Annotated in this window: 21 protein-coding genes; 16 read left to right on the top strand and 5 right to left on the bottom strand. The window is 74.4% G+C overall.

Annotated features, from left to right (window positions below):
• Nucleotides 1–11: 11 nt before the first annotated feature.
• A complete protein-coding gene (locus ACSNOK_RS12395) occupies nt 12–1,214 on the bottom strand; it encodes an SLC13 family permease (protein WP_436780681.1) in 1,203 nt (400 codons plus the stop codon).
• A 70-nt stretch (nt 1,215–1,284) separates the two neighbouring features.
• Between ACSNOK_RS12395 and ACSNOK_RS12390 the strand changes: the two genes are divergently transcribed.
• The 11 genes from ACSNOK_RS12390 to ACSNOK_RS12340 all read left to right on the top strand — a co-directional run bounded on the left by ACSNOK_RS12390 (nt 1,285) and on the right by ACSNOK_RS12340 (nt 18,101).
• Nucleotides 1,285–7,305, top strand: a complete 6,021-nt coding sequence (locus ACSNOK_RS12390; RefSeq protein WP_436780680.1) for a TIR domain-containing protein — start codon at nt 1,285–1,287, stop codon at nt 7,303–7,305.
• A 292-nt stretch (nt 7,306–7,597) separates the two neighbouring features.
• Nucleotides 7,598–9,106 (top strand): alpha/beta hydrolase, encoded by a 1,509-nt coding sequence (locus ACSNOK_RS12385; RefSeq protein WP_436780679.1) that lies wholly within the window; start codon nt 7,598–7,600, stop codon nt 9,104–9,106.
• A gap of 91 nt (nt 9,107–9,197) precedes the next feature.
• Nucleotides 9,198–9,563, top strand: a complete 366-nt coding sequence (locus ACSNOK_RS12380; RefSeq protein ID WP_436780678.1) for a hypothetical protein — start codon at nt 9,198–9,200, stop codon at nt 9,561–9,563.
• Nucleotides 9,564–9,637: 74 nt separating this feature from the next.
• Nucleotides 9,638–10,435 (top strand): thymidylate synthase, encoded by a 798-nt coding sequence (locus tag ACSNOK_RS12375; RefSeq protein WP_436780677.1) that lies wholly within the window; start codon nt 9,638–9,640, stop codon nt 10,433–10,435.
• Complete coding sequence (locus ACSNOK_RS12370) at nt 10,432–10,947, top strand: dihydrofolate reductase (protein ID WP_436780676.1); 516 nt, start codon at nt 10,432–10,434, stop codon at nt 10,945–10,947. Before ACSNOK_RS12375 ends, ACSNOK_RS12370 begins: the two co-directional genes overlap by 4 nt.
• Before the next feature lie 324 nt (nt 10,948–11,271).
• The gene (locus tag ACSNOK_RS12365; RefSeq protein ID WP_436780675.1) at nt 11,272–11,559 is read left to right on the top strand and encodes a hypothetical protein; all 288 of its coding nucleotides are present in this window, start codon (nt 11,272–11,274) and stop codon (nt 11,557–11,559) included.
• Between the two features lie 804 nt (nt 11,560–12,363).
• Nucleotides 12,364–13,386: a hypothetical protein gene (locus ACSNOK_RS12360; protein ID WP_436780674.1), complete on the top strand. Its 1,023-nt coding sequence runs from the start codon at nt 12,364–12,366 to the stop codon at nt 13,384–13,386.
• Between the two features lie 105 nt (nt 13,387–13,491).
• The gene (locus ACSNOK_RS12355; protein ID WP_436780673.1) at nt 13,492–15,021 is read left to right on the top strand and encodes an amino acid permease; all 1,530 of its coding nucleotides are present in this window, start codon (nt 13,492–13,494) and stop codon (nt 15,019–15,021) included.
• 66 nt (nt 15,022–15,087) lie between these two features.
• On the top strand, nt 15,088–15,888 hold the full coding sequence (locus ACSNOK_RS12350; protein WP_436780672.1) for a GNAT family N-acetyltransferase: 801 nt from the start codon (nt 15,088–15,090) through the stop codon (nt 15,886–15,888).
• Nucleotides 15,889–15,977: 89 nt separating this feature from the next.
• Nucleotides 15,978–17,153, top strand: coding sequence for a MalY/PatB family protein (locus ACSNOK_RS12345; RefSeq protein WP_436780671.1), 1,176 nt, complete (start codon nt 15,978–15,980; stop codon nt 17,151–17,153).
• 297 nt (nt 17,154–17,450) lie between these two features.
• On the top strand, nt 17,451–18,101 hold the full coding sequence (locus ACSNOK_RS12340; RefSeq protein WP_436780670.1) for a 50S ribosomal protein L25/general stress protein Ctc: 651 nt from the start codon (nt 17,451–17,453) through the stop codon (nt 18,099–18,101).
• Between the two features lie 129 nt (nt 18,102–18,230).
• Here ACSNOK_RS12340 and ACSNOK_RS12335 read toward each other — a convergent pair whose 3' ends face one another.
• On the bottom strand, nt 18,231–18,512 hold the full coding sequence (locus ACSNOK_RS12335; protein ID WP_436780669.1) for a helix-turn-helix domain-containing protein: 282 nt from the start codon (nt 18,510–18,512) through the stop codon (nt 18,231–18,233).
• Between the two features lie 96 nt (nt 18,513–18,608).
• Between ACSNOK_RS12335 and map the strand changes: the two genes are divergently transcribed.
• Nucleotides 18,609–19,376 (top strand): type I methionyl aminopeptidase, encoded by a 768-nt coding sequence (gene map, locus ACSNOK_RS12330; protein ID WP_436780668.1) that lies wholly within the window; start codon nt 18,609–18,611, stop codon nt 19,374–19,376.
• On the opposite strand, the gene ACSNOK_RS12325 is transcribed toward map, so the two are convergent.
• A complete protein-coding gene (locus ACSNOK_RS12325; protein WP_436780667.1) occupies nt 19,363–20,142 on the bottom strand; it encodes a Mut7-C RNAse domain-containing protein in 780 nt (259 codons plus the stop codon). The genes map and ACSNOK_RS12325 overlap by 14 nt on opposite strands.
• A 135-nt stretch (nt 20,143–20,277) precedes the next feature.
• On the opposite strand from ACSNOK_RS12325, the gene ACSNOK_RS12320 reads away from it, so the two are divergent.
• Together ACSNOK_RS12320 and ACSNOK_RS12315 are read left to right on the top strand one after the other, a co-directional pair.
• Nucleotides 20,278–20,946 carry a lytic transglycosylase domain-containing protein gene (locus ACSNOK_RS12320; RefSeq protein WP_436780666.1) on the top strand — a complete coding sequence of 223 codons (669 nt, stop codon included), beginning with the start codon at nt 20,278–20,280 and terminating at the stop codon, nt 20,944–20,946.
• A 133-nt stretch (nt 20,947–21,079) separates the two neighbouring features.
• Nucleotides 21,080–21,904, top strand: a complete 825-nt coding sequence (locus ACSNOK_RS12315) for a Tellurium resistance (RefSeq protein ID WP_436780665.1) — start codon at nt 21,080–21,082, stop codon at nt 21,902–21,904.
• Between the two features lie 42 nt (nt 21,905–21,946).
• Here the strand turns inward: ACSNOK_RS12315 and ACSNOK_RS12310 are convergent, their stop codons facing one another.
• Both ACSNOK_RS12310 and ACSNOK_RS12305 read right to left on the bottom strand, forming a co-directional pair.
• Complete coding sequence (locus tag ACSNOK_RS12310; RefSeq protein WP_436780664.1) at nt 21,947–22,690, bottom strand: tyrosine-protein phosphatase; 744 nt, start codon at nt 22,688–22,690, stop codon at nt 21,947–21,949.
• A gap of 45 nt (nt 22,691–22,735) precedes the next feature.
• A complete protein-coding gene (locus tag ACSNOK_RS12305; RefSeq protein ID WP_436780663.1) occupies nt 22,736–23,308 on the bottom strand; it encodes a CGNR zinc finger domain-containing protein in 573 nt (190 codons plus the stop codon).
• A 91-nt stretch (nt 23,309–23,399) separates the two neighbouring features.
• On the opposite strand from ACSNOK_RS12305, the gene ACSNOK_RS12300 reads away from it, so the two are divergent.
• Complete coding sequence (locus tag ACSNOK_RS12300; protein ID WP_436780662.1) at nt 23,400–23,873, top strand: carboxymuconolactone decarboxylase family protein; 474 nt, start codon at nt 23,400–23,402, stop codon at nt 23,871–23,873.
• On the top strand, nt 23,870–24,802 hold the full coding sequence (locus ACSNOK_RS12295; RefSeq protein ID WP_436780661.1) for a phosphotriesterase family protein: 933 nt from the start codon (nt 23,870–23,872) through the stop codon (nt 24,800–24,802). Before ACSNOK_RS12300 ends, ACSNOK_RS12295 begins: the two co-directional genes overlap by 4 nt.
• Nucleotides 24,803–25,164 lie beyond the last annotated feature (362 nt).

Here is a 25,164-nt window from a genome sequence, read left to right as displayed (position 1 = left end):
CCGTCACCCCGTCACCCCGTCAGAGCCAACGCCCCCACCGACGCCGTCAGCGCCCCCACCGCCAGCACCGCGCCCGTGCCCATGAACCGGCGCAGCGGCACCCGCACCCCCCGGGCGTGGCAGCGCTCGAACCAGAGCAGCGTGGCGAGCGAGGCCCATGGGGTGATCACCGGGCCGACGTTGGTGCCGATGAGCAGGGCCAGCAGTTGCTCGTGGTTGTCCCGCGGCACCGCCGATTCCCCGGCCAGGTAGACCGGGAGGTTGTTGAGCACGTTCGACAGTCCGCCGCCCATCCCCGCGGCGCGCACCATGCCCAGCAGGCCGCCGTCCGTGCCCACCGTCGAGGCGAGCAGCCGGTGGAGGCCGTTGGCGTCCACGGTCTCGACGACCAGGAACAGCCCCGGCACCAGTACCAGCAGCCTCCAGGGCACCAACGACAGCCGCAGTTCCTCCCGTCGCCGGATCGCGAAGGCGGCCACCGCCACCGCGGCGGCCGCCGCCGACGCCGCCCACAGCGGCACCACGTCCACCAGGATCGCCACCAGGAAGCCCGCGCAGGCCACCGCGCACGCCCGGAAGAGGACCGGATCGTCGGGCGGACGGTGTTCCGGCGGCCGGTAGGAGTCCTCGCCCCGGCGGCCCCGCCGCCAGAAGAACAGCCACAGGCAGCCCATCGTCACCAGCAGCGAGGCGAGCTGGGGCGCCCACATGCGCGCGGCCATCCCCGCGGGGGAGAGCGCCACCCGGTCCGCGGCCAGCAGATTGGTCAGGTTGGACACCGGGAGCAGCAGACTGGCGGTGTTGGCCAGCCACACCGTCGTCATCACCAGCGGTACCGCGGCGATGCCCGCCCGGGACGCCAGGGCCAGCATCACCGGGGTCAGGAGCACGGCCGTGGTGTCGAGGTTGAGGGTGATCGTGGTGAGCGCGGCGAACCCCACGCACCACAGGAACAGCAGCGCGTAACTCCCGCGGCCCGCCCTGGCGACCGCCGTGGCCACCACGTCGAACACTCCGGCCCGGCTGGTGAGTTCCGCCATCACGATCACGGTGCCCAGGAAGGCCAGCAGCGGCCCGACGCGGGCCATGGCGTGTCCGGCCGACGCCGCCGGCAGCAGGCCGGTGGCCAGGAAGAGCAGTCCGCAGACGAGGATCCCCCCGGCGAGCCGGTCCAGTACATGGAGGCGTCCGAAGAGCTGTATGAAGGCACGCACGCCACGAGGATCGCACAGCATTCGCGCGAAGGCGGTGACCGGTTGTGACCCCGCTTCCTAGGATGGACCCATGGTGGCACGCCAGGAAGACCCCCATGTCGGGCCGGAACGACGGCCGTTGGACTTCTTCATCAGCTACTCCCCGGCGGACGAGCGGTGGGCCGCGTGGATAGCGTGGACACTGGAGGACGCCGGCTACCGCACGGTGCTGCAAGCCTGGGACTTCGTCCCCGGGACCAACTTCGTCGACTTCATGGACCGGGGGGTCAGCGAGTCCGCGGCCGTCATCGCCGTCCTCTCCCACAACTACAAGCGCTCCCGTTACGGGCGGATGGAGTGGCAGGCCGCCCTCCGGGCCGACCCCGACGCCCCCGAGCGCAAGCTGATCACCGTCCGCGTCGAGGACACCCCCCTCGAAGGCCTGCTGGCCACCATCACCTACGTCGACCTCGTGGGCGTCCAGGACGCCGCGACCGCCCGCTCCCTGCTGCTCACCCGCGTCGGCCACGCGGTCGACGGCCGGGCCCGCCCCGACCACCGGCCCGGCTTCCCCGGACAGCCGCCCGGGCCGCCCGCCGTGGCGCCGCCCGGCTCGGTGCCCCCGCCCCGCGGCCGGGAGCCCGGCAGTCCCGGCTGGGCCGGCCGGCACCGCCCGGCCGCCGCTCCCGCCTACCCGCGGGCCGGCGAGAGCGACAGCCTCCGCGAGGCCGTCACCGTCCTGCATCTCGCCGGCCCCGGGTTCGGGCGCGGCGCCGACCCCGCGGGGCTCCAGGCCACCCTCTGGGGCGACCTCGTGGAGCTCACCGACGCCGGCGCCCCCGCCCCCGACCTGCTGGTCGTCACCGGCGACCTCACCGCCTCCGGCAGCCCCCGCGAGTGCGACCAGGCCCTCACCTTCCTCACCGGTCTGCGCTCCCGGCTCGGCCTGGCCGCCGACCGGCTGATCCTCGTCCCCGGCGGCCAGGACGTCAGCCAGGCCGCGTGCCGCGCCTACTTCAGCACCTGCGAGGCCGACGAGATGCGGCCCCGGCCGCCCTACTGGCCGAAGTGGCGGCATTACGCCCGGCTGTTCCACGAGCTCTACCAGGGCCTCGACGTCGTCTTCGACGGCGACCAGCCCTGGACCCTGTTCCCCGTGCCCGTCCTGCACACCGTCGTCGCCGGCCTCAACTCCTCCATGGCCTACACCCACCGGCCCGACGACCACTACGGCATGCTCGGCCCCGAGCAGGCCGCCTGGTTCGCCCAGGCCCTGCGCCTCTACGAACAGGAGGGCTGGCTGCGCCTGGGTGCCGTGCGCCACGCCCCCGAAGACCTGCGCCCGCTCGCCCTGCGGCCCCTGGCCGGCCCGGACGGCGCGCCCGTCCCCGCCGGCGGAGCGCTCCCCGGCGCCTCTCCCGCCCGGCTTCCCGGCGCCGCCCCCGCGGGCGCGGGCCGCCGTGCCCCCGGCACGCCGCCCCTGCGCGACACCGAGGACCTCGTCCGGCTCACCGCTCCCCGGCTGCACCTGCTGCTGCACGGCCCCACCGACGCCCCGCGCACCGGGGCCACCCCCACCGCCGGCCTGCTGCCGCTGGCCGACCGCGATCTGCCCGTCTTCGGCGCCGCCGCGCCCGGCCGGCACCAACTGCTGCAGATCACCTCGGACGGTCTCGTCCACTGGCCCGAGAAGGCCCACGGCGGCCCCCGCCGCTACACCGCGGCCTGGCCCGCCACCCACCAGGCCTTCGGCCCACCGGCCACCGCGCCCGGGCGTCCCGGTCCCGCCGCCGGCCCCGCGGACCCGCCCGGCGACGGCCCCGGCGCGGCCGGCCCCGAGCCCCGTACCGCCGAGGGCCCCGGCGACACCCTGCTCGCCCGCGTCGAGGAGGTCTGCCGCATCCGCCACGAGGGCGTCCAGCTGCGCCGCCTGCCCGGCGACCCGCCCGCCCTCCTCGTCACCTGGACCGAGGCCGGCTTCGTCCGCCAGCAGCGCGTCGCCGTCTGCGCCGGCACCCCGGCCGCGGAGGACATCGACCGCTTCGTCGACCAGGTGCACGCCGCCGGGGCCGAACCCGACGCCGAGCTCGTCCACGACGGGCCGCCGCCCGCCCGTGCCCTGCGCGACCGCGCCCGCCGCCGAGGGGTGCTGGTCCGCAGCTTCACCGAGTTCCAGGGCCTGCTCGACCTGCGCGACTACGTCGCCGCGCAGACCGAACGGCTGGCCGCCGACCCCCAGTACCAGCCCGGCCTCTACCTCCCCCAGCGCTACCGCGAACTGGAGCGCGCCGGAGCCCCCGAGCGGGACGGGCTCGTCGACGACCTGCTGCGGCTGATGGAGGCCGACCACGGCCGCTTCGTCCTCGTCCTCGGCGACTTCGGGCACGGCAAGACGTTCGCCCTGCACGAGCTGGCCCGCCGTCTGCCCGAGGAACTCCCGCACCTCACCCCGCTGTTGATCCAGCTCAGCGGCCTCGACAAGGCCCACACCCTCGACGGCCTGGTCGCCGCCCACCTCGCCGGCCACGGCGTCGACACCATCGACCTGCGGGCCTTCCGCTACATGCTCCGCCAGGGCCGTATCGTCCTGCTCTTCGACGGCTTCGACGAACTCGTCAACCAGGTCAGCTACGACCGCGCCGCCGACCACCTCCAGGTCCTCCTGGACGCCGCCGTCGACAACGCGAAGATCGTGGTCAGCAGCCGCACCCAGCACTTCCGCTCGCAGGCCCAGGTCCTCACCGCACTCGGCGAGCGCGTCGGCCTGCTGCCCCAGCGCCGGGTGCTGGCCGTCCAGGAGTTCTCGGGCCGCCAGATCCGGTCCTACCTCGTCAACCGCTACGGTGACGAGCGCGCCGCCGACCGCCGCCTGCGGCTCCTGGAGAGCATCCCCGACCTGCTCGCCCTGTGCCGCAACCCCCGGCTCCTCAGCTTCGTCGCCGACCTCGACCACGAGCGGCTGCGCGCCGTCGCCGGGGCGGGCCGCGCCCTGAGCCCCGCCGGGCTGTACGAGGAGGTCTTCACCTCCTGGCTGCGGCACGAGGAGCGGCGCGGCCAGGGCGGCCCCGGCGCCGTCCCGGGCCTCAGCCTCGACCAGCTCTGGCAGGCGGTCACCACGCTGGCCCTGCGGCTGTGGGAGGCCGGGGAGAGCGCGCTGCGGCTCGACGAGCTCAACGACGTCGCCGAGACCCTCACCGAGCTCGCCGAATCCCGGATGTCCGTGCCGCACGCGGCCCACGCCGTCGGCTCCGGCAGCCTTCTGGTCCGTACCGACGACGGTCTCTTCCGCTTCATCCACGGTTCCGTCGCCGAATGGCTGGTCGCCCGTGAGGCCGCCGCCCGGCTCGGCGCCGGCCGCGGGGGCGACACGCTGCTGACCAGACGGCCGTTCAGCCGGCTGGCCGTGGAGTTCCTCTGCGACCTCGCCGACCACCGCGCCTGCCAGCGCTGGGCGGAGGAGGTCCTCGCCCGGGAGCCCGGGCCCGACGGCCCGGACCGTTCCGGCCACGGCGGCGCGCCCTCCCCCGCCGGTGCCGAAGTGGCCCGCGCCAACGCCGTGAAGATCCTCACCCGGCTCCGCGTCCCCGCCCACACCGACCTGCGCGGCGCCCTGCTCGCCGGCGAGGACCTCTCCTACCGTGACTTCTCCGGCGTCGACCTCACCGGAGCCGATCTCACCGACGCCTCCCTGGTGGGTACCGACTTCTCCGGCGCGGTGCTGCGCGACGCCCGGCTGTGCGGCGCCCGGCTCGACGGGGCCGACCTGGGCGGCGCGGACCTGCGCGGCGCCGACCTGCGCCGGGCCCGGCTCATCGGCACCGACCTCACCGGGGTGCGCGTCACCGGCAGCGACTGGCAGCGGGCCGCCCTGGTGAACGCGGTCTGCGACCCCGCCACCCTCGGCACCCCGGAACTCCGGATGGCCGCCGTCGCCCCCGGCCTCACCGCCGAGACGGGCCTGCGGCCGGCCGCCGTCGGCGTCCCCTACGGCTTCGACATCCGCACCAGCCGCCTGCCCGAGCCCGTCTCGTTCAGTCCCGGCGGCGAACTCCTCGCCCTCGGCGGCGACGACGGCGGCGTCCTGGTGTGCGACGCCGCCACCGGCACGGCCCTGCGCACCCTCCACGGCCACGAGGGCCGCGTCTACGCGGTGAAGTTCCGCGGCGAGGTCCTCGCCACGGGCGGCGCCGACGGCACCGTACGCCTGTGGGACCCCGTCTCCGGCGCCTGCCGGCACCGGCTCGACGTCCACCCCGGCGGCGTGTGGCCCGTCTCCCTCGACCGCTCCGGCACCCGGCTGGCCACCGGGGACGCCGACGGCACCGTCACCCTGTGGGACACCGCCGCCGGCACCGCCGCGCACCGGCTCACCGGCCACCGCGCCCCCGTCTACACCGCGCTGTTCAACCACGACGGCACCCTGCTGGCCACCGGCGACGCCGCCGCGGCCGTCCGCCTCTGGGACACCGCCACCGGCCGGCTCGTCGGCGAGCTCGACGGCCACCACGGCGCGGTCTACCGGGCGGCGTTCAGCCCCGACGGCACTCTGCTCGCCACCGGCGACATGGGGCGCGAGGACCGGGGGACGGTCCGGGTCTGGGACGTGGCCGGGCAGCGGCTGCTGCACACCCTCACCGGTCACGCCGGACGCGTCTACACCCTCGACTTCCACCCCGGCGGCGCCCTGCTGGCCAGCGGCGACACCGCGGGGAACGTCCTGCTGTGGGATCCCAGGGACGGCACCCGCGCCGCCACCCCCGGGCCCGGCCGGGGCGCGGTCTACCAGGTCGTGTTCGACCCCGAGGGCACCATGCTCGCGGCCGGCGACAGCGACGGTGCCGTCCGCCTCTGGCGCATCGGCCGCCACGCCGCCGACTGGTCCGTGGGCGCGCTGCGCCGGCAGCCGGCCGACCACCAGGGCTCGGTCTGGGCGTGCCGGTTCCGGCCGCGGGGCGCCGCCGGCCAGGAAGGCGGCGGCGCACTGCTGGTCTCCGCGGGCAACGACGGCTCCGTCCGCCTGTGGGACACCTCCACCGGTCACGGCCGCCGCATCCTGCGCGGCCACGGCCGGAAGGTCACCGGCCTGGCGTTCGACCCGGCCGGCGCCCATCTGGCCGCCTGCGGCAACGACGGCGTCGTCCGGCTGTGGCACACCGCCACCGGGCGCATGGTGCGCGAGGTCACCGGCCACAACGACCGGCTGGTCTCGGCCGTGTTCGCCCCCGGCACCCCGGTCCTGGCCACCACCAGCAGCGACGGCGACGTCTACCTGTGGAACTCCCGCACCGGCGAGTACCAGCGCGAGATCGACGCCGAGACCGACCACGTGTGGGCCGAGGCGTTCAGCGCCGACGGCGAGCTCCTCGCCACCGCCAACGACGACGACACCGTCCGCCTGTGGTACCGCAGCACCGGGGCCCAGGCCATGACCTTCGCCGACCACCGCGGCCGGGTGCGGTCCCTGTCCTTCACCTCGGACGGCTCGCTGCTGGCCACGGGCTGCGACGACTCCCGCGTCCGCCTCTGGGACATCATGGGCAACCGCCTCCGCGCGGAACTCACCGGCCACACCGACCGCGTGTACGCCGTCGTCCACGGCGCCGGCGACGCGTGGCTGGCCAGTGCCTCCTGGGACGGTCAGGCCATCGTGTGGCGCGACGACCGCCCGCACCGGCGGTTGCTCGGCCACACGGGCCGGCTGTGGACCGCCGCCGCCCACCCGAGCCGGCCGCTGCTCGCCACCGCCGGCGACGACCGGGTCATCCGCCTGTGGGACCCCCTGACCGGCACCGAGACCGCCCGCCTCACCGGCCATCGCGGACGGATCCTCGCGCTGGCCTTCGGCCCCGACGGCACGACGCTCGCCAGCGGCGCCGAGGACGGCACGGTACGCCTGTGGACCGTCCCCGCCGAGGGTGCCCCCACCGCCCGCGCCACCCTCCTCGGCGTCCCCGGCGGCTGGGCCGCCCTCTCCCCGTCCGGCGGCTACAAGTTCGACGGCGAGGTCGGCGGCGAGTTCTGGCACGTGCTGGGCATGTGCCGCTTCGAACCGGGCGAACTGGACGACCACGTACCGGGCCTGCGCCGGCTGCCGTCGGAGGCGGAGCTGTAACGGGTGCCGCCGCGACGCTCGTCGCCTCTGAGGCCACGTGAACGGGTCCCGAGCGGCTCGACGGCCGCACGCCGGCCCGCGAACGCGGGCGGATACCAGTACCACCCCGAAAGCGGATACCAGCGTGATCGCGCGGGGTCCCCGCCCGAAGCCAGGATCGGTGCCACACGCGAAAGACACCGTTCGGGAGGGTCTGATGTCGCCGAAGTCCGAGAGTTCCGCGATACCGAAACGCCGGTTCCGGCGGAGAGGGACAGGTGGGCGCCGGCGCGGCCCCGCGATGCTCGCGGGGATGGCGGCGGCGGTCGTGGCGGCCTCCGTACTGCCGGCCGGCGCCGCCGCTCCGGCGGAGGGGGAGGTACGGGTACCCGTGCGGTACGCGCACCAGCGGCTGGACTGGCGGCCCTGCGGGGACGGCTCGCCCCTGGAATGCGCGTGGATGGCCGTGCCGCGCGACTGGCACCACCCGGACGCCGGCCCCGACCTCACCGTCGCGGTCTCCCGGCACCGGGCGACCGGCCCCGGCGGGCGGCGCGGGGTGCTGATGACGGCGGCGGGCGGACCGGGCGCGTCGGGGCTCGACCGGCCGGCGGGCCTCGTCAAGGGCGAGCCCGGGCTGAGCGCCGCCTACGACGTGGTCGGCTTCGACCAGCGGGGCGTCGGCCGGAGCACCCGCCCCGTGTGCCAGACGGACGAGGAGTTCCGGGAGCTCTTCGCCCACGACTTCCGGGACCGCTCCCCCGCCGCCGTCCGGGGCGTGCTGAGGCGTTCACGCGCGCTGGCGCGCGACTGCGCGGCCCGCGGCGGCGGCCTGCCGCCCTACCTGACCACCGAACAGACCGTCCGGGACATGGACCTGTTCCGCGCCCTGCTCGGCGTCCGGAAGATCTCGTACTACGGGCCGTCCTACGCCACGATGATCGGTGCCTACTACGCGACGCTGTTCCCGCGGCGCGTCGAGCGGATGGTGCTCGACAGCAATGTCGGCTGGGCGGGCTCCTGGGAAGAGTTCGAGACAGGACAGCCGAAGAGCTTCCAACGCCGTTTCGAGCGGGATTTCCTGCCGTGGCTGGCGAAGTACGACGCCGTGTACCACTACGGGCGGACGGCCCGGGAGGCGAAGGCCCGGTGGGAGGCTCGCCGGCGGGCGCTGGCCGAGCACCCGGTGACCGTCGGCGAGGCCCTCGTCGGTCCGAACCAGTTGGACAACGGCACCATTCGCGCCCTGTACAACGCGGAGGAGGGCTTCCCCGCCCTGGCGTCGGCGCTGGTCGCGCTCGACAGCGGGGACGACGCGCGGCCGGACGGCCGGCAGGCGGCGGAAAAGCTCTTCGGCTCCTACCTCAGCCCTGCCTTCCTGGCCGAGTTCTTCTCCGTGACCTGCGGTGACACCGCCTGGAACCGCGACCTCGACACCTGGCTCGAACGCTCCGCGCGCGACTCCTCGGCCCTGCCGCTCGCCGGGGCACGCGAACTCGCTTTCGCCTCGGTGTGCGCGTACTGGCCCTCGGGCCCGGCGCCGAAGGTGCGGGTGACGGGCGCGGGGCTGCCGACGACGCTGATGCTCGCCTCGGTCCACGACCCCGCCACGCACTACGAGGCCGCGGTCAAGGATCACCGGGCGCTGCGCGGCTCCCGCCTCGTCACCGTCGCCGGCGGCGACCACGGCCAGTTCCACGACGGCAACGCGTGCGTCGACGGCATCGTCACCACGTACCTGCTGACCGGCCGGGCACCGGCGCGGGACACGACGTGCCCGGCCGTCCCCCTGCCCGCCCCGGAGGCGGCGAGCGGAAAATAGCCGTCAGCGCCCCGCGGCGGCCGCCACGTCGCCCCGGGCCTCCGACGACCGTCCGGAACCGCGGGACGACGAGGGAAGAAGGAACACGTCCATGGGCGTTTACGTGTCGATCAGAGGTTGGCTGGAGTGCGACACGGCACAACTCGCCGCCGTCGAGAAGATCATCTCGTCCCACGCGGACGGTCACTACTCCCATGGATGGGGCAGGCCCCGGCAACAGGTCAACTGGACCGCTTACGTCTTCTTCGGCGGCGATCTCCGCGAGTCGGCGGTGAACTGGTTCACGGACCAGCTCACGGAGATGGCCCGGATCCCGGCTTCCGACGCCGACGGAGACCTCGTCCGAGGTCTGTTCCTGGCCAGTCACGAGATCGACGGAACAGCCGAGTGGCAGATCCGCGACGGCCGCCTCGTCATCTCGCCCGCCGATGTCAGGCACCGGTATCTGGATGCCTGACCCCGGCGCCGCTGCATACCGGTCGGCCCAGGCCCGTCCGGACGCCCCTCACCAGGCCAGTAGACTCGACAGACGTGGCGGACACCCAGTACGAAGACCTGTTGCGGCTGGTGCTCACCTCCGGGACGGCCAAGGCCGACCGGACGGGCACCGGCACCCGAAGCATTTTCGGGCACCAACTACGTTATGACCTCTCTCAGGGCTTTCCCCTGGTCACCACCAAAAAGGTGCACCTGAAGTCCATCGTGTACGAGCTGCTGTGGTTCCTGAGGGGCGAGTCGAACGTCGGCTGGCTGCGGGAGCACGGCGTCACCATCTGGGACGAGTGGGCCGACGCGAACGGTGATCTCGGTCCGGTCTACGGCGCGCAGTGGCGTTCCTGGCCCGCCCCGGACGGTACGCACATCGACCAGCTCGGCGAGGTCCTCGACACGCTGCGCAGGGATCCGGATTCCCGCCGGATGATCGTCTCCGCCTGGAACGTCGCCGAGCTGGACAAGATGGCGCTCGCGCCGTGCCACGCCTTCTTCCAGTTCTACGTGGCGGACGGCAAGCTCTCGTGCCAGCTGTACCAGCGCAGCGCGGACCTCTTCCTCGGCGTCCCGTTCAACATCGCCAGTTACGCGCTGCTCACGCACATGGTGGCGCAGCAGGTCGGCCTGGAGCCGGGCGACTTCATCTGGACCGGCGGGGACTGTCACATCTACGACAATCACGTCGAGCAGGTGACCGAGCAGCTCTCGCGCACCCCGTTCGAGTTCCCCCGGCTGCGTCTGCGGCAGGCCGAGTCGCTGTTCACCTACGCCTACTCCGACGTCGAGGTGGTCGACTACCGGCACCACCCGGCCATCAAGGCGCCGGTCGCGGTATGAACGTCGGGCTGATCTGGGCGCAGACCCCCGAGGGTGTGATCGGCGCGGACAACGCCATTCCGTGGCGGCTGCCCGAGGACATGGCGCATTTCAAGGCCACCACCCTCGGTCATCCGGTCGTGATGGGGCGCAAGACGTGGGATTCGCTGCCTCCGCGGTTCCGCCCGCTGTCCGGCAGGCGCAACATCGTGGTGACCCGTGATCCGCGATGGACGGCCGAGGGCGCGGAACGCGCCGGGTCCGTCCCCGAGGCGCTGGAACTCGCGGCCGGTCCGTCGGGGTCCAGCGCGCCCGCCTCTTCCCCCGCGACGGTGTGGGTGATCGGCGGCGGGGAGATCTACCGGGCGGCCCTGGAGTACGCCACGGCGCTGTCCGTGACCGAGGTCGACTCGACGGTGCGGGGTGACACCTACGCTCCGGTCCCGGACGCGACATGGAAGGTGACCGCCGACACGGGCTGGCGGTCCTCCACGTCCGGACTGCGCTACCGCATCCGCGAATACACCCGGTGACGGCGTCGTCTCCGGCGGCGGAGACGACGCGGACCGGCCCGCTCACCCCCTGACCGCCTTCCGGACCGCGCTCGGCGCGCCGGGGCACGTCGCGTGCCGCCGCTCGCGGCGGTCGGTACCCGTATCGCCATCCACCCGGCATCTCCGCCGCACCCGGAAGCCGGTTCCCCCACACGCGCGCCTCCCGGCGCACCGCACCTCACCAGGCACTACGCGGCGGCCGGCGGCGGAGCGCCGGCCCGCGGGCGGTCCGCCCGATGCCGTGTCCCGAGGGCGAGGGCGTCGTTCTCCTCACACAGTCCTCTCGATCCCTAGGGAGTCACGGTGCGATCCATCCTTACGGCCACGGCACTGACGGTGGCCGCCATGGCGGTGACGTCCGCCGCCCAGGCGGCCGAGCTGCCCGACGCGTCCAAGCTGGGCGGGCTCACGGCGGTCGACCCGTCCGGCCTCGGCGAGACCGTGGACGGTACGAGCCAGAACGTGTCGGTCCTCGCCGGCGACGCCGGAAGCAGGGCCGTGAAAAGGGCGGTTCCCTCGGCGGGCAAGACGCTCGGCAGGGTGGCGAAGGAGGCGACCCGGTCGATCGGTCAGGTGACCAAGAGTCATTGACGCCTCCGGCGGGACACGCACCCGTCGGCCGGCGACCCGCGACCGGCGACCGTTGGGCGCGGAGCGGGACCGGCCCTCGGCCGGACAGACCGGAGGGGGTCGGCCGCCCGGGCGGCCGGCCCCCTCCCGGCCGTCGACGGCAGGCGCGCGCCGCCCGGCCCTCAGCGCAGCGGCGTGGCGCAGCGCACCCAGTCCGTGAACTCCCCGTCCCAGCGCCGGCAGACGCGTTCGCGCCGGAGTTTTCTCGCGGGAGGGGTCCAGAAGCATCAGCCGGGCGTGCGGACCGTCGCCCACGAGGACGGCGATGAGGTAGCAGCCGGGGGACGTCAGCCTCGGCTTCGACGCCCTGGATCTCCTTGTCGCTCATTCCCCGCTCGTCCTCGTCCGCCCCGCGGGCCACGGAAACGCCGGGACCGCTCCCGGCACGAGGACAGTACCCCGAGTGGGCGACGCCGTTCCGACGGCCCGGGCGGTCGCGGGCGGCTCGCGTCCGGTGCCCGGGATCCGGGCCGGTCGGTGGCTGATCGTCCAATCCCTGTGGTGGAAGCACCGATTGGCTACAGCACACGCGCCTCACACTGCTACGGTGCCCCACGTCGTCAGTGACTGTCAGGCGCCGGCCGCGGCACGGCGTCCGCGCCTCCGTTCTTCCTTGCCCGCTCTGCCGTTGCCTCGCATTGGAGCGTTGATGCCCATATCAGGCGGTCTGCCCGAGCCTCGGAGCGCCATCGTGCCGTACGGGCCCGTTCCGTCCGCCGCCGGCCTCCGCCCGCCGGCTCTGCCGCCGAGGGGGGCCGCCGGCTGATGGTGGGTTACCACCCGGCCGGCCGTGACACCGCTCTCTACGCGGCGGTGCAGGACGTGAAGGCGGGTCACTGGATGCTGATGCGGCAGGTGCTGGCCGGTACGGAGACGTGGCGGGAGTGGACCGCTCGCACCCAGGTGCTGGGCGTGGCGGCGGCCCGGTGCAATGTGGTCGAGCTGTGGCTGCGGGAGGAGCCGCGGAGCGTCGCCGCCCGGGTGATGTACGCGAGAGTGGCCACCGAGCGGGCGCTGGAGGCCCATCGCGCCGAGCGGCGGGCGGACGACCCGCGGCGCGTCCGGCAGTTGGAGGAGCTGACGGACCGGGCCCGGCAGGCGTGCCGCGAGGCGGACGAGCTGAACCCCCGGGATCCGGTGCCCCCGATCTGTCTGCTGGCCCTGGCCGAGACGGACACGGCAGGGCGCTTTCCGGAGCACCGCGTGGCCCCTCCCCCGCCCGACGTCCTCCTTCCGCACGGGCCGTGGGGGCTGCTGGAGGCGGCGCACCGGCGGGACGGGTTCAACCGCGAGGCGTGGCACCGTATGCTCCGCGTACTCCAGGCCGGCCAGGGGTCGGCGTACCTCAGCCGGCAGGCGGTCGCGGTGGACTTCGCCCGGTGGTCGGTCTCCAAGGCGCCTCTCGGCTCGCCGCTGATCCTGCTGCCCCTCTACGCCCACCTGGAGGAGTACCGGGCCCGGCGGGACGACGGGGACGCCATGCTGAGCCTGTGGTGGGTCAGCGAGGCCATCACTCCGGCCATCGCCAAGGCCTTCCGGGACTGGTTCGACCGCTGCGACCCGGCGACTTGTTCCCCGACCGATCTGAACCACCTGGCCCACGCGCTGGCGGCGGGCGGCTTCCTGCGGGAGGCGGCCGCCGTGTTCCGCGCCATCGGCGATTACGCGACGCCGGCCCCGTGGCAGTACGTCACGCACCGGCCGGACCGGTGGCAGGAGGAGTTCGAGGCGACCCGGGCCGCCTGCCTGCGGCAGCTGCGACCGCCGGACGCGGAGGGGCGGCCGTGAACCTCCGCCGCCCGCACGGGCGTTCGCCGCCGTGCCGGGCCGACGGCCGGCCGGCCGTCGCACTCCCTTGCCCTTTTCCGCTCCTCATCTCTGCGGGGAATCTCGATGCGCACTTCAGCACACGCACGACGGCAGCGGTCCGAGCCGCTGGAGGACGACGAGCGCATACTCAAAGAGCTCGGCTATACGCAGCAACTGCACCGGCGCATGGGCGCCTTCGGCAATTTCTCCGCTTCCCTCTCGGTCATCTCCATCATGTCCGGGACGCTGCTGCTCTTCGGCTTCGGCCTCAACAGCGGCGGCCCGTCGGTGGTGGTGTGGGGGTGGCTGGCCGTGGGGCCGCTGATCCTGTGCCTGGCCGCGGCGCTGGCCGAGATCACCTCCCGCTACCCCACCAGCGGCGGCCTGTACTACATGGCCCGCCAGCTCGGCGGCGAGCGGTGGAGCTGGTACACCGGCTGGCTCAACCTTCTGGGGCTGCTCGGCGGGATCGCGGCCCAGGACTACGGCATCGCGACCTTCTCCGCCGCCTGGGCGAACCTGGAGTTCGGCTACGAGCCCACTCCGGAGTCCCTGCTGGTCATCTACGCGGTCATCCTCGTGCTGCACGCGGTCCTGAACCTCTTCGGCACCCGGCTGATGAACGTCCTCACCTCCGTGAGCGCGTGGTGGCACCTGGCGGGGGCCGTCGTCATCGTCGGCGCCCTGGCGCTGGTCCCGTCCCATCACCAGTCGGCCGGTTTCGTGTTCTCCGAGTTCACCAACAACACCGGCTGGTCGAGCCCCGTGTACGTGATCCTGCTGGGCATGCTGCTGCCGTGCTTCGCCCTGGCCGGCTACGACACCTCGGCGCACCTGAGCGAGGAGACCAGTGGCGCGTCCGTGGCCGCGGCGCGCGGGATCGTCCGTTCGGTGGCGGTGTCCTGGGTCGCCGGCGGCATCCTGCTGGGCTCCTTGCTGTTCGCCGTCCAGGACTACGCCGGGACGCTGGGCAGCGAGACCGGGGTGCCGGTGGCGCAGATCTTCCTGGACGCCCTGGGCGTCGGGGCGGCGAAGGCGCTGATGCTGGTGATCATCGGCGCGCAGTTCCTGTGCGGGTACACCGTGACCGCCTCCACCAGCCGCATGATCTACGCGTTCGCCCGGGACGGCGCCCTGCCCGGCTCGGCGCGCTGGCAGAAGGTCAGCCGCCGGACGGCCGTGCCGGCCAACGCCGTCTGGCTCGCGGTCGTCGTCGCCTTCGTGCTGGCCCTGCCGTCCCTGTACTCCGCCACGGCGTTCTCCGCGGTGACCGCGATCTCCGTCGTGGGATTCACCCCGGCCTATGCCATTCCGGTGCTGCTGCGGCTGCGCCACCGGGAACGGTTCACGCCCGGGCCCTGGCACCTGGGCCGCTGGAGCCGGCCGATCGGCTGGGTGGCGGTGGTCTGGGCGGCCGGGGTGACCGTGCTGTTCCTGCTGCCGCAGTCCAGCCCGGTCACCAGCACGAGCTTCAACTACACGCCCGTCGCCCTGCTGGTGGCCCTCGCCATGGCCGCCCTGTGGTGGCGCTTCGGACGCCGCTCCTACGGAGTCCCCCGCTCCGGCACGGCGAACGCCCACGACCAGATCGAGGAGGCCGAGAACATCATCTGACGCCGTCGGAATCCCTTGCCGTAAACGAAGTCGCCCTTGCCGCACCGGCACCCCCTGGAGGTACCGTTGACCGTTTCCCCCGAATCCGTCGAATCCGTCGAGCAACTCACCACGGTATGGCGGGCCTTGGTGCTCGACCGCGACCCGGACGCGGACGTACGCGATCTGCCGGGCATCGCCGTCCGCTGGGCCGACAGCCGGTTCGCGTTCCTCAACTGCCTCACCCTGACCGAGCCGGAGGCGGACGCGGAGCTCGTCGAACGCCGCCTCGGCGAGGCCGTCGAGATCATGCGGGCGAAGAAGCACCCCGGCTTCCTGTGGCTCTTCGAGGACCTCGTCCACGAGGAGGCCCGCGCCACGCTGCGGACGACGGCCGAGCGGGCCGGCCTCCGGTACGCCTTCCCCGGCACGGGCATGGCCGGCGACCTGCTGCCCATTCCCGGACCCGCCCATCCCGACCTGACGTTCGCCCGCGTCCGCACCGACGAGCAGCTGCGGGCCTACGCCGACCTCCAGTCGCGCGCGTACGGCTTCCCGCTGGAAGAGGGCCGGGCCGGCCTGATCGGTTCCCCGCTCTGGAAGAACGGGCTGTACGCCTACCTGGCCCTGCGCGGCGACGAGCCGGTGGCCTGCGCCGCCACGGTCGAAGCGCGGGGCCGCCTGTTCACCGCGTTCGTCGCCACGGACCCGCGGTGGCAGCGCAGGGGCTACGGCGAGGCGGTCACCCGCAAGGCGCTCTACGAAGGCGCCCGCGCCACCGGGCTGACCCGTGCCACGCTGCACGCCACCGAGGCCGGAGCGCCCGTGTACCCCCGCATCGGGTTCAAGCCGAACTCGCCCATGCACTTCTACGGTCTCGACGGCTGACCCGCCTCGCCGGCCGTCCCGGACGCGGCGCCTCCCGAGGCGGCGCACGCCGCTTACCGGGCGCGGCCGGCGGCGCGCACAATGGCGGCATGTCGCACGAGCGGACCGACCCCCTGTGCCTGCTCTCCCCCGACGACCTCCGCCGCCGCACGAGCGCGAAGTGGCGGACGTACCCGCCGGACGTCCTGCCCCTGTGGGTCGCGGAGATGGACGTACCCCTTCCGGAGCCCGTGGCCCGGGTCCTGACCGAGGCCGTCGCCCTCGGTGACACCGGGTACGCGACAGGCGCGGGATACGCCGAGGCCCTCGCCGCGTTCGCCCGGGAGCGCTGGGGCTGGGGCGGGGTCGCGCCGGAGCGTACGGCCGTGGTGGCCGACGTGATGCGCGGCGTCGTCGAAGTGCTGCGGCTGGTGACCGGGCCGGGGGACGCGGTGGTGGTCACCCCGCCGGTCTACCCGCCGTTCCACGCCTTCGTCGCGCACGAGGGACGGCGCGTCGTGGCGGCGCCGCTGGACGGCGCGGGACGGCTGGATCCCGGCGGGCTGGAGGCCGCCTTCCGACAGGTCGTGGCGGGCGGGCGGCGCGCCGCGCTGCTGCTGTGCGGCCCGCACAACCCGACCGGGACCGTCCCCACGCGGGAGGAGCTCACGGCGGTCGCGGAGTCGGCGCGGCGGTACGGGGTGCGGGTCGTCGCCGACGAGGTCCACGCGCCGCTGGTGCCGCCCGGGGCGGAGTTCGTGCCGTACCTGTCGGTGCCGGGGGCGGAGGACGCGTTCTCGGTGCTGTCCGCGTCCAAGGCGTGGAACCTGGCCGGGCTCAAGGCCGCGCTGGTCGTCGCGGGGCCGGAGGCCGCCGCCGACCTGCGCCGGATGCCGTCCGAGGTCGGTCACGGCCCCTCCCACCTCGGCGTGCTGGCCCATACCGCCGCCCTGCGGCACGGCGGCGAATGGCTGGACGCCCTCCTCGGCGGGCTGGACGCGAACCGCCGGCTGCTCGGCGACCTGCTCGCGCGGCACCTGCCGGACGTGGGGTACCGGCCGCCGGAGGGCGGTTACCTCGCGTGGCTGGACTGCCGACGGACGGACCTGGGCGACGACCCGGCGGCCGTCTTCCTGGAGCACGGGCGGGTCGCGCTCACCTCGGGCCCGCCCTTCGGCACGGGCGGCGCCGGACACGTCCGGCTGAACCTGGCCACGTCGCCCGGGGTGCTGACGGAGGCGGTCCGCCGGATGTCCGCCACGGTGCGGCGGCGGGCGGCCGGCTGACGGGACGGCGGTTCGCCCCTCCCGGCCCCTTCGGGCCCCTTCGGCCCCGGCCCGGTCGTCCGCCGGCGCCCTGCTCCGCCCGCGCGACGGCCACGCCCCGCCGTGCGCCATCCGGCGCACAAAGCGGATGGTCCGCCTCCGCCGCTGGGTACACTCGCCGCGCGTTGCTCGGCGAGGGAGGCCGTACTCATGGGGTGCGGCGATCCGTCCCGTCGCGCTCTCTTCGTACGGGTCCGCCGGAGTGCGGGTGACGCTCACCGGACGGTCCGGAGACGACGACACACGAGGAGAGCAGTCATGGCCGAGGTCAAGCTGGCCGCCGAAACGCGCACCGATTTCGGCAAGGGCGCCGCCCGTCGCATCCGCCGGGACGACAAGGTACCGGGGGTCATCTACGGCCACGGCGCCGACCCGAAGCACGTGACGCTCGACGGGCACGCCCTGATGATGGCGCTGAAGACGCCGAACGTGCTGCTCCGCCTGGATCTCGGCGGCAAGGGCGGCGAGTTGGTGATCCCGAAGGAGGTGCAGCGCGACCCGCTGAAGGGCTTCCTGATCCACGCGGACTTCCTCGCCGTCAAGAAGGGCGAGAAGGTCACCGTCGAGGTGCCGGTGCACACGGAGGGCGAGCTGGCCCCCGGCGGCAACCTGCTGGAGCACATGCTCAACGCGCTGCCCGTCGAGGCGGAGGCCACGCACATCCCGGAGGGCCTCACGGTGTCGATCGAGGGCCTGGAGGCCGGGCACACCGTGCGGGCGGGGGACGTGCCGCTGCCGCGGGGCACGACGCTGGCCGTCGACGAGAGCACCGCCGTGCTCCAGGTCGTCGCGGCGCAGACCGAGGCGGCGCCGGAAGAGGAAGCGGAAGGAAGAGAAGGAGGAGAAGCGGCGGAAGGGGCTCCCGCCGAGGCGGCGGCCGAGGCCGCCGCTCCGGCCGAGGAGTCCTGAGGCGGCCCGCCTGTCACCGGGAGGGGGCGGCGTCCACGCCGCGTGGAACCGCTCCCCCGGCGCCCTCCGGCACTCCCGACGCCCCGGCGTTCCCGGCTTTCCCGGGTACGCCGGGGCGTTCCCGTCTCGCTACGCCGACAGCGCGGCCCCGCCGTCCGCGGCGTCGTCCTCCGGCAGGGACGCCGCCGCCAGCGCGTCCAGGGAGAGGCCGAGCGCCGCCGCCAGGGCCGCCACCGTGAAGAAGGCGGGGGTCGGCGCCCGGCCCGTCTCGATCTTGCGCAGGGTCTCCGCGGAGACGCCGGCCGCCGCGGCGACCTCCACCATGCTGCGTTCGCCCCGGGCCTGGCGGACGAGCGCGCCGAAGATCTCGCCGCGTCGGCGTTCCCAGGGGGTCAGAGGAGTTCTCACCATGGACGTGATACTAATACCGGGATACAAATACCGGTATAAGAATCGTGCGGGCGGGAGACCGGTCCGGACGGGAAACGGACGAGGGGAGCGTCGGACATGGTCGAGATCAAGAGCGACGGTGAGCTGGAGGCGATGCGCGAGGCGGGCCGGGTGGTGGCCCACGCGCTCGCCGCCGTACGGGAGGCGGCGGCGGTCGGGGTACGGCTCCGGGAGCTGGACGAAGTGGCCCACGAGGTGCTGCGGAAGGCGGGCGCGGAGTCGCCGTTCCTCGGCTACCGGCCGTCCTTCGCCCCCGTGCCGTTCCCGGGGGTGATCTGCACGTCCGTCAACGACGCGGTGGTCCACGGCATACCCACCGGGTACCGGCTGCGCGACGGCGACCTGGTCAGCGTCGACTGCGGCGCCCGGCTGGACGGGTGGACGGGCGACTCGGCGATCAGCTTCACCGTCGGGACGGCCCGCCCGGCCGACACCGAGCTCATCGCCCGCACCCAGGAGGCCCTGGACGCCGGCATCGCCGCGGCGCTCGCCGGCAACCGCATGGGCGACATCTCGCACGCCGTCGGCACCGTCGCGGCGAAGGCGCGCTGCGGCATGCCGGCCGACTTCGGCGGGCACGGCATCGGACGGCAGATGCACGAGGACCCGCACGTGCCCAACCGCGGGCGTCCCGGCCGGGGTTTCCCGCTGCGGCACGGTCTGGTGCTGGCGATCGAGCCGATGCTGATGGCCGGCGGCAGCGACGCCTATCACACCGCGGACGACGGGTGGACGCTGCTCACCTCGGACGGCAGCCGCGCGGCCCACATCGAGCACACCGTGGCGATCACGGACGACGGTCCGCGGATCCTCACCCTGCCCTGAGCGCGGCCCCGGCGGCGTCGTCGGCCCCGCCGGCCCTCTCCGCCCCGCCGAACTCGCGCAGCGCCTCCCGCACGATCGCCTCCAGCCGGGCGTGGTGGGCGCCGCGCCAGTACACCCGCTCGCAGGCCGCGCACTGCGCGAAGACGTCGTAGCTGCGGCGCGTGCCGTGCTCCAGGAGCTCGCCGACGGAGTCCTTGTCGGCGTCCCGGAGTTCGCCGTTGCAGGCGGTGCAGCGGGTCCACGGCGCGAGGGGCGGGGCGAACCGGCCGAGGACGTCGCGCAGTTGGTCGTCGGGCTTGTCGCTGTAGACGTAGGCGCCGGCCCAGAGCTCGCGGCGGCGCAGCAGGCCGCGGTCGCGGGAGAGCATCACCCGGCGCTCCGCGGCGGAGCGGGCGGCGAGCGCGGGGTCGCCGATGTCCTCGCTCTCGTAGGCGGCGTCGACGCCCAGCAGGCGCAGCCGCCGGGCCAGCGTTCCGAGGTGGACGTCCAGCAGGAAGCGCAGCGGCGCGCCGGGGACCCGCTGCGGACGTTCGACCGCCCGTACCTCCACCGCCTCGCCCGCTCCCGGCACATGGGACACGGCCACCTCACGGCCGTCGACCAGCAGCCGGCCGGCCTCGGTGAGGGGCATGCCCAGCGACTCGATCACATGCCCGAGCGACGACGATCCGTCGGTGACGACGGTCATCCGCTCGGCCCGGCGTTCGGCGGGGACGAACAGCCGCAGTTCGGGGGCGAAGGTCACGGTGATCTCGGGTCGGTTCACGGCTTCAGCATGCCATGGGAGCTCGGGGGCCTTCGCGGGGCGTCCCGGCCCCGCTCCCCCGGGCCCCGGGGGCGGCGGGCTGTGTACGGTCGTGTCGTGCGGAGGGCCCCGCAGCGACGCGTCAGGAGGAAGAACGTGAGGAAGCACCGCAGGCTCCGGTCGCCGTTGGCCGCGCTGGTCGTGCTGGCGGCCGTCGCCGGTGGGGCCACCGCGTGCGGGGGCGGGAACGACGACGGCCCCCGGGACCGCGGGGCCGCCTCGGGCCGTCCGTCGTCGCCGGCGGCCGACCGGAAGTCCCAGGACAAGACCGGCGACCAGGACCCCGCCCGCTTCGCCCCCGAGGTGAAGCGGTACGCCAAGGAGGCCGGCGTCAGCGCGCAGCTGGTGATGGCGGTCCTCTACAACGAGGCGTACAAGCCGCACGACCCGGAGTTCGAGAAGTCCTGGCAGAAGATGAAGCCCGACTCCGCGTTCGGGGTCGCCAACATGCACCGGGCCGCCTACGAGGAGACCAGGCGCGGACGCCCGTTCGCGAACCGCAGCTGGTTCGATCTGCCGGACGACCCCGCGCTGGCCATCCGGGCGGAGTCCTGGCACCTGCGCGACCTGGCCGCCCAACTGCCGAAGTCCTGGCCGGGGTCGTACACCAAGGAGGAGCTGATGGCCCTCGGGTACAACGCGGGCGCGGGCAACATGGCGGCGTTCGCCCGTGGGGTGAAGCCCGGGCCGCAAGCCGGTTCGTACCTCGCGAACCTGCGCGGGAACTGGTCGAAGGCCGCGGCGGCGCTGCGGGCCTCCGGCTGACGTTCGAGCCGGCGCTCCGGCGGTCGGTCCGTCGCGCGCCGCCCATGTCCCCCGGCGGCCCTCCCGCGTTGCTCAGGGTGCGCGTCCGCGAGCGGGCGCGCGCCGAGCGACGCCGAGAGGGAGTACGTCAGCCATGCGCCCACGTCCGCACCGGTTCCGCCGACCCGCCCCGGACGGCAAGGACCCGTCCGCCCGGAGGAACGCCCCGTCCGCGGAGGAGGACGGCAGTCTATGGGCCTACCTGCGCGGCGGAGCGCTCCGCCGGGAGGAGGCGCGGCACGGCTTCGAGTGGGCCGCGCCGCACCACAAACGCCTGTCGAAGGCCCATCCCACCGACTGGCTCACCAACCACGCGACGACCGGGGGCACGCTCCGCGTCAACCTCACGTGGAGCATGCACACCGGCCCGGGCGGTGACGGGCCGACGGGGCTGCTGCGCAGCCTCTTCGCCCCGCTGGGCGCCTCGGTGCAGGTGCACGGCCCGGCCGTGGTCTCCGCCGACCTGGACCTGGCCTGCCTCTACGAACTCACCGACGGCACCAAGGGCGTGGTGCAGCCGCTGGGCGGCTTCCACGGCGACCTGTACCGGCCGCCGTACATCTCGCTGAGCGCGGACAGCCGGTTCGGCGGCCCGATGGGCGAGACGCTGTACATCAACCTGGACAAGCGGGACGAGTTCCGGCGGATGCTGGTCTTCGTCTACAACTACGACTGCACGCCGGTCTTCGGACGGGTGGACAGCGTGCTCACGTTCTACCTGCCGGACGGCCACCAGTTCGCCGTGGAACTGAGGGAGCGGGTGCCGCAGGCCCGTTCGTGCGCCGTGGCGCTGATCGAGAACCGGCACGGGCACCTGACGGTGCGCCGGGAGGCGACGTACGTGTACGGGTTCCAGTCCGACCTCGACCGGTTGTACGGGTGGGGCATGCGGTGGGCGCGGGGGCACAAGCGGCCGTGACGGGCCCGGGCCCGCCCCCGCCCCACGGACCACAGGTGCCGCCTACGCCACCGGCACGGGATCGAGCAGACGCCGCCGCAGGGCGCCGACCAGGGCGTCGTCCACGCCCAGCACCCCGGCGGCGTACCCCCGCACGGACCCGTGCCGCCGGGCCAGGCCGTCGAGGAAGAGGCGCATCACCTCGGCGGGTGCCGTGCCGTAGCCGGGCCAGGTGAGCTCGCGTCCCGGGTGCCCGGCCCGCCAGTCGGCGACGAGCCGCGCGGTGGCGCGGCCGGTGAGGGTGAAGTCCTCGACGACGTGGGCCTCTTCGACCCCCAGCAGGGTCAGGACGAGGGCGGCGAGCAGGCCGGTGCGGTCTTTGCCGGAGGCGCAGTGGAAGACCACCGCGCCTTCCCCGGCTCCGGCGATGACGTCGAGGGCGCGGCGCAGTTCGACGGCCCCGTCGTGGGCGACCTCCAGGTAGCGCTCGGCGAGGTAGGGGCCCGCGGCGATCTCGGGGCCGAGGGCGGCCTGGTCGTAGGGCCGGTGTTCGATGCTGAGGTTGTGCCAGGTGTAGGACGGGTGCTCGGGCGCCCGCCCGGCGGCGTCGATCTCCCAGGGGTAGCGCAGGTCGACGACGGTGCCGACGCCCAGGGCCAGGAAGCGGTCCAGGTCCGCTCCGGCGAGCTTGCCCAGCGAGTCGGAGCGGTAGAGCCGCCCCCGGCGCACCGTGGCTCCGTCGCGGGTCGGATAGCCGCCCAGGTCACGGAAGTTGTGCAGGCGCTCGAACGTCAGGTGTCTGTCCATGGGCGCACCCTACGGGCCCGCCCACGGCGGTGGGTGCGACGTACGTCACGCGTCACGCGCCTCCGTGCGGCGGCGCTCGCGGTGGGCGCGGACCCGGCCCCGGCTGGCGCAGGCCGCCGCGGGGCACCAGCGGCGGCGGCCGGTGGGGTTGGCGAACAGGCCGCGGCAGTCGTGTTCCGGGCAGACGGCCAGCGCGGCGCGCTCGGGGCCGGTGAGGTGGTCGACCGCCTGGCGGACGATCCGGGCGAGGGCGGCGGCGGTGTCGGCCGGGGGCTCGCGGAGCAGCCGGTCGGTGACGGTGAGGCGTACGGGGTCGGGGTGTTCCGCGAGGAAGCGGGTGGTCTCCGCGACCGCGCCGGCCGGTGGGGTCGCGCCCTCGACGACGGGCAGGGCGAGGAGGCGGAGGGTCTCGCGTACGGCCCGGGCCCGGGCGGCGTCGGCCTCGTCCGGGGGGCGGACGGGGGTGAGCCGGACGTGCTCGAACCACTCCCCCAGCCGCTCGGGCGTGGCGACGCGTTCGACCGGGCGGGGGCCGAACGTCCGCCCCTTCGTGGCGAGGAAGTCGAGCCAGGTCGCCCCGAGGTCGAAGCGGAAGGCCGGGTGCTCTGCTGCGGGCATACCCACGATCGTAACGGCTGATGCGTTACATTGGCCGCCGTCACCGATGTAACGGCTCAGGCGTTACACATTCAGGGGTGGGAGAGAAGCCATGACGGAGAACACGGAGGGCACCGGCACGGCCGGTGCCGCACCACGGGCGGCGACGTTCGACCGCGCCGCGGGGTACCGGCTGCTGGAGGTGCTCCAGGACGAACGCACCAGAGAGGCGACGCTCCCCGGCCTGGAGCGGATGGCGCCGGGCTTCGCCGACTGGGTCGTCACCAGCCTCTTCGGGGGCACCTACCAGCGCCCCGGACTGCCGCTGCGCGACCGGCAGATCGCCAACCTGGCCGCCCTCGCCGCGCTGGGCGGGGTGGAGCCGCAGCTGACCGGGCACGTCACCACGGGCCTGCGGGTGGGGCTGACGGCGGAGGAGATCGTCGAGGTCTTCGTGCACTTGGCCCCTTACGTCGGCGTGCCGAAGGCGGTGGCCGCGCTGCGCGCCGCCGCACCGGCGCTCGCGGCCGGCATCGACGCCGAGGTCGGGACCGGCGCACGGGCCACTGCGGGAGGTGCCGCGTGAACGCCGTCGTCCGGACGGTGCTCGGCGACGTCCCCGCGAACGCGCTGGGCCTGGTCGACGCCCACGACCACCTCTTCCTGCGCAGCCCCCTGCTGCCCGGCCGGGAGCTCGACGACCCCCGGGCGGCGGAGGCGGAACTGCGCGCCTTCGCCGCGGCGGGCGGCGGGACGGTGGCGCAGTGGACGCCGCGCGGCATGGGGCGGCGGGCGGCCGACGTCGTGGCGGCGTCCCGGGCCGCGAACGTCCACGTCGTCCTGGCCACCGGCATGCATCAGGCGGCGCACTACGAGCCGTCACGCCTTCCCGTCCGCCCGGAGACGCTGGCGGAGCGGTTCATCGCGGATCTGACGACGGCTCCGGTCCGGGCCGGTCTGGTGAAGGTCGCCGGCGGGTTCCACGGCCTCGACGAGCACGCGCGGCACACCATGACGGCCGCCGCCGCGGCCCACCACGCGACGGGTGCGCCGGTGGCCGTCCACCTGGAACTGGGCACGGCGCCGCTGGAAGTACTCGATCTGCTCTGCGGCACGCTCGGCATGCCGCCCGGCGCCGTGATCCTCGGCCACCTGGGCCGCTGCCCCGACGCTCGCGTGCAGCGGGACGCCGCCCGGGCGGGGGCGTTCCTGGCGTTCGACGGCCCCTCGCGCGCCCACCACGCCACCGACTGGCGGCTGTTCGACCAGCTGGCCGCCCTGGCCGACGCCGGGCACGCGGACCGGCTGCTGCTCGGCGGCGACACCACGACGTCCGGCGCCCGGTCGGTCGACGGGGGCCCGGGCATGCCGTACCTGCCGCGCGTGCTCCGGCCGCGGCTGGCCCGGGAGTTCGGGGAGGAATTCGCCGCCCGGGTGTTCGAGCACAATCCGGCCCGCGCCTTCGCCCTGCGCCACACGCCTCCGCCGGGGCGACCCGGCGGAGGCGCTGGATAGCGGGGGAAGCGGGCGGGCGGCGTATGGGCCCGCCCGCTTCCCTGCCGCCACGTAACGGCGGGCACGGGCGGTGCTCCGTTCGGCCCAGACGCTCGTCTCACCTCACGGCGCGTCACCTGACGAGGCGACACCTGACCACCCGTCGGATCGAATCCGACGTCACGTCAGCTGACGTTCCGTCGGATGCGCCCCTCCGTTTGCGGCTCCCCCGAACCGGCCGCAGGGTGGCGCCAGGAACCCCTCTCCGAAGGAGCCCCGATGGACGCCCTCCGCAGAACCGGTCTTCTCACGGCGACGGCCCTGTGCGCCGCCCTGGCCGTCGTCCCCGCTCTCGCGGACACCCCGCCCGCCGTCCCCACCCC

Source organism: Streptomyces sp. URMC 126 (genome assembly GCF_051386555.1).
In the GTDB taxonomy this organism is placed as follows: Bacteria; Actinomycetota; Actinomycetes; order Streptomycetales; family Streptomycetaceae; genus Streptomyces.
Note: the sequence above shows the minus strand (reverse complement) of the source record. Positions and strands in the feature narration are given on the sequence as shown.

Bases quoted from the DNA above. Each gene is read 5' to 3' on its own strand.
- ACSNOK_RS12390 (WP_436780680.1), top strand. From the start codon at position 1,285: ATGGTGGCACGCCAGGAAGACCCCCATGTCGGGCCGGAACGACGGCCG.
- ACSNOK_RS12385 (WP_436780679.1), top strand. From the start codon at position 7,598: ATGGCGGCGGCGGTCGTGGCGGCCTCCGTACTGCCGGCCGGCGCCGCC.
- ACSNOK_RS12380 (WP_436780678.1), top strand. From the start codon at position 9,198: ATGGGCGTTTACGTGTCGATCAGAGGTTGGCTGGAGTGCGACACGGCA.
- ACSNOK_RS12370 (WP_436780676.1), top strand. From the start codon at position 10,432: ATGAACGTCGGGCTGATCTGGGCGCAGACCCCCGAGGGTGTGATCGGC.
- ACSNOK_RS12360 (WP_436780674.1), top strand. From the start codon at position 12,364: ATGGTGGGTTACCACCCGGCCGGCCGTGACACCGCTCTCTACGCGGCG.
- ACSNOK_RS12355 (WP_436780673.1), top strand. From the start codon at position 13,492: ATGCGCACTTCAGCACACGCACGACGGCAGCGGTCCGAGCCGCTGGAG.
- ACSNOK_RS12345 (WP_436780671.1), top strand. From the start codon at position 15,978: ATGTCGCACGAGCGGACCGACCCCCTGTGCCTGCTCTCCCCCGACGAC.
- ACSNOK_RS12340 (WP_436780670.1), top strand. From the start codon at position 17,451: ATGGCCGAGGTCAAGCTGGCCGCCGAAACGCGCACCGATTTCGGCAAG.
- ACSNOK_RS12335 (WP_436780669.1), bottom strand. From the start codon at position 18,512: ATGGTGAGAACTCCTCTGACCCCCTGGGAACGCCGACGCGGCGAGATC.
- map (WP_436780668.1), top strand. From the start codon at position 18,609: ATGGTCGAGATCAAGAGCGACGGTGAGCTGGAGGCGATGCGCGAGGCG.
- ACSNOK_RS12315 (WP_436780665.1), top strand. From the start codon at position 21,080: ATGCGCCCACGTCCGCACCGGTTCCGCCGACCCGCCCCGGACGGCAAG.
- ACSNOK_RS12310 (WP_436780664.1), bottom strand. From the start codon at position 22,690: ATGGACAGACACCTGACGTTCGAGCGCCTGCACAACTTCCGTGACCTG.
- ACSNOK_RS12305 (WP_436780663.1), bottom strand. From the start codon at position 23,308: ATGCCCGCAGCAGAGCACCCGGCCTTCCGCTTCGACCTCGGGGCGACC.
- ACSNOK_RS12300 (WP_436780662.1), top strand. From the start codon at position 23,400: ATGACGGAGAACACGGAGGGCACCGGCACGGCCGGTGCCGCACCACGG.